Origin of the sequence: Nostoc sp. FACHB-152 (genome assembly GCF_014697475.1) — a bacterium.
GTDB lineage: Bacteria > Cyanobacteriota > Cyanobacteriia > Cyanobacteriales > Nostocaceae > Nostoc_B.
Genome location: NZ_JACJRV010000179.1, coordinates 1 through 3,247 on the forward strand (window position 1 = coordinate 1; position 3,247 = coordinate 3,247).

Below are 3,247 nucleotides of genomic sequence, written 5' to 3' on the forward strand. Positions count from 1 at the left end.
CTGCAACTATTTTTTCGCGCAGATCGATTGAATATGCTTTCATAAAAAGATAATATTTTTATTCTTATTAACTGTACCCCATAACAGCAGGAAGTGCTGTATATAGAGTTACAACCCTTGATTGCACGTCATTTTAGCAACAACACTCGACCTAATGAGCCTTTTCTAGTAGCCTTCCATGTGAAATCATCCGAAAAAGCATAAAAGTGATCTCTCCTATTGAGCCATCTTCGTCCCAAATTAAAGTTGACACAGTTGGGGAGCATCAACAACAGTATCCTAATCGTCTATTACACTCCTGCACACTGCTGGCAATTTAGGATCATCAGCAGTACAGGTGGAGTATTTGGTCAAACCAAAATCTATTACACGGCTGAAGCGGCACGGAGGTCTGGGCGCTTTGTGGTTGAGAGATGAGGGGTGAACGGTGCGATCGCTGCTTGTTGTCAGACATCGCTTCTCAACAGGTTAGACTAACGTGGGATAGGTTCGCATTGCTAATTAAAGATTTTAGCTATTTTGAGCAGCGAGTTGCGGGGATTATGTTTTAGTGCGATATATTTTACCACTTCGCAACAGTGAATGAAAACTAAATTCTGGTAATTCTACACCGCCGCCACCTGCGAATAACACAACAGCGATCGGTGCATTGATTGTTAGTACAGGTTTGGTAGAAAGTGGTTTTTTGGCTTTGGCTCGTTTGATGAAGGCGATTATGTCATCTTTACTAGCCCCTCCCTTTTGCATTTCTCGAATGAGAGTAACTGCACCACAAGGGATAGAGCCAATAGATCGACCTTTCCAAACACCATTAACTTTTTGCTCCCAGTTATACCCCCAACGCCAATGATGTGGATCATTAGGGTCACGTTCGCCAATGACACGAGGGTAATACACCGTTAAACCACCTTGTAGCTTTTTGGTTTCAGTGTACTGATAGAGGCATCCTTGACTACGAAGTGATGAACTCTTAAGGTCGTCATCTAAGAATTTTTCGGGTGTCGCAACAGACATAGTGAGCATCCCCGTATGAGTGAACATGAGGTAAGTAATGCGAAGCGATCAGCTTTGTAACTTTGGCATTGCCACAGATATTGCTTCTAATTGATGCTCGTGAAAATCAACTTCAACGTTGATTTTTTGTTAACGGATCTATTAACAAAACTCTTTGAATAGGCTGGTTGAGTATGGTTGAGTAAATGACATTTTTGAGCCTTCCATTACCGTGTTTTGTGAAAACTCTATACTCAATCTTCACTGGATATACAGGGAAGAACTTGATGATTCTACAGAGTCTTCTTTGCAGAACAACTAGTGAATTTGGTAAGAGTTTTTGTTTGTGTTCTAATTCAAAAACTGCGCTCCAGAATGCGTTAACCAAACAGCAGCGATCGCAAACTAATCTCTTGTTGCGTAAGTCTTCACAAATAGCTGAGAATTCATCGTTTAAAAAATCTGGATCAGGGTTAGTAAAGCCACCAGGACAAAGTGCCGTTACTTCTTGAAGATGTCGCAAACATTTGTCCCGGAGTTCATCAAATGTGAGTAATGTTTGGGTTGTAATCATAATCATCCCCACAACGCCAAAACCTGCTGAGACAACCGCGTAGCAGCAATATCACAGTATTGTTCGTTAATTTCAATGCCCACAGCCCGACGATTGAGGTCTTTAGCACACTTGAGCGTAGTTCCAGTGCCACAAAAAGGGTCAAGTATGTCCATATTTGGGTTCGCCAAATTACTGAGAACGTGATTCGTTAAATCCTCACTCGTATAGCCAGGATGTCCAAAAGACTGTTCATGAAAAAACCAGCCGAGTCCTGGCATTTGTAGATTGTGCCAAACGTCTTTTGTGCGCTGTTTGGGTTTGGCGTTGGTTAAAAGACTAGAGTGTTGACTAACAAAGCCGTTTCTAATAGCCCCTTCTGGAGTCCAAGTCAGGATTATTTGTTTGTACTGCCGTCCTAGCATTGACCAATAATCAAGGAAGTATTTGCGAGGAGTGAATATGCAATTTTCCGGGCAGAGATTTTGAAATTGTGCAATCCACTCGCTACAAAAGCTCAAATACTCATCATCAGATAAACTATCGTTCCACACGCCATAGTTTTTTCCAACGTTATACGGGGGATCTGTCCAGCCGAAGTATTGTCCTTCTAGTAAGGGGAGAATATCACGGCAGTCGGCGTTGTACAAGGTAATGTATTGGTCGGTGTAATATGGTTTGATCACGTCTAAAATTCCAGTAGTTGAATGTATGCGTCCAACGCAGCGTAGACGCTTTGCGGCTTGTCGCTAGACATCGCAGCATGAGGATGTGGTTGAGATTTCAAACCATTGCAGATAACCGCAGTAATCCCAAGTTCAGTAAAAGTAAACCCGATGCTGGCTTGTCGAGTAGTGCAGTGATTAATGATGGTTAACAGCACGAAGTTCAGTTGTTCTAAAGCTTGCCCTTCGTGGGTGGACAAACGCCACTCGATATTTTCAGAACTAACCACACGCGAAGCATTGTTTGAATTGCGCTTTTCGACTGTGGGCAGGATTTTGACCTTGAACTTGTAGTCACGGTCTGTAAAAGAGCATTCGTCAGGTGCAAGATTAGCCCACTGGTTGAGGAGTTCTTGGTAGATCGTACTCATATTTATTAAAACCCCCGACCACGAGACAAATTCTTGAAGGAGATAAACTGATGGTCAAACAAAAGCTTGACAGTGCCAGTAGGGCCATTGCGCTGCTTGCGAACGATTAACTCAGCAATGCCCCGATCTGGGGTATTTTCGTTGTACATTTCTTCGCGGTAGAGCATGATGACAACATCGCTGTCTTGCTCAACAGCACCACTGGAACGCAAATCGCTGAGTATGGGGCGTTTATCGTTGCGGTGTTCAACTTCACGGCTTAACTGGGAGAGAGCCAGAACTGGAACATCCAAATCTTTAGCGAGTTTCTTCAATCCTCGGCTGATTTCGGCAACACGTTCAGTCATATTTGCCTTGGAGTCAGCAGCTTCAGCCATTAGTTGCAGATAATCAACAATCACAAGCCCAACGCCACCGTAATGGGATGAAGTTCGGCGGACTTGACTACGGATTTCATTGAGAGAAGGGCAAGATTCGTCGTTGATGAAAATCTGTTGTTCACTCAGGAATGCGGATTAAATAGAATCCAGAATTATGTCACCTGTGGTTTAGCAGTGTAATTCCATTGCGGCAAATAATCATCAAACACAATTTCCATCGTTTGC

The 3,247-nt window shown here is 43.1% G+C and carries 6 protein-coding genes; all 6 read right to left on the reverse strand.

Going from position 1 to position 3,247, the window contains the following annotated elements; translation table 11 throughout:
• Positions 1-325: 325 nt before the first annotated feature.
• A complete protein-coding gene (locus tag H6G76_RS37970; RefSeq protein ID WP_277883164.1) occupies positions 326-454 on the reverse strand; it encodes a hypothetical protein in 129 nt (42 codons plus the stop codon).
• Between the two features lie 86 nt (positions 455-540).
• Entirely contained in the window at positions 541-1,014 is a 474-nt protein-coding gene (locus tag H6G76_RS36345) for a hypothetical protein (protein ID WP_242056692.1), read from the reverse strand.
• A gap of 112 nt (positions 1,015-1,126) precedes the next feature.
• A complete protein-coding gene (locus H6G76_RS36350) occupies positions 1,127-1,567 on the reverse strand; it encodes a hypothetical protein (RefSeq protein ID WP_190711035.1) in 441 nt (146 codons plus the stop codon).
• 2 nt (positions 1,568-1,569) lie between these two features.
• Positions 1,570-2,232 (reverse strand): site-specific DNA-methyltransferase, encoded by a 663-nt coding sequence (locus H6G76_RS38185; RefSeq protein WP_190711036.1) that lies wholly within the window; start codon positions 2,230-2,232, stop codon positions 1,570-1,572.
• 2 nt (positions 2,233-2,234) lie between these two features.
• Positions 2,235-2,642 (reverse strand): hypothetical protein, encoded by a 408-nt coding sequence (locus H6G76_RS36360; RefSeq protein WP_190711037.1) that lies wholly within the window; start codon positions 2,640-2,642, stop codon positions 2,235-2,237.
• A gap of 5 nt (positions 2,643-2,647) precedes the next feature.
• The gene (locus tag H6G76_RS36365; protein WP_242056694.1) at positions 2,648-3,148 is read right to left on the reverse strand and encodes a DnaB-like helicase C-terminal domain-containing protein; all 501 of its coding nucleotides are present in this window, start codon (positions 3,146-3,148) and stop codon (positions 2,648-2,650) included.
• Positions 3,149-3,247 lie beyond the last annotated feature (99 nt).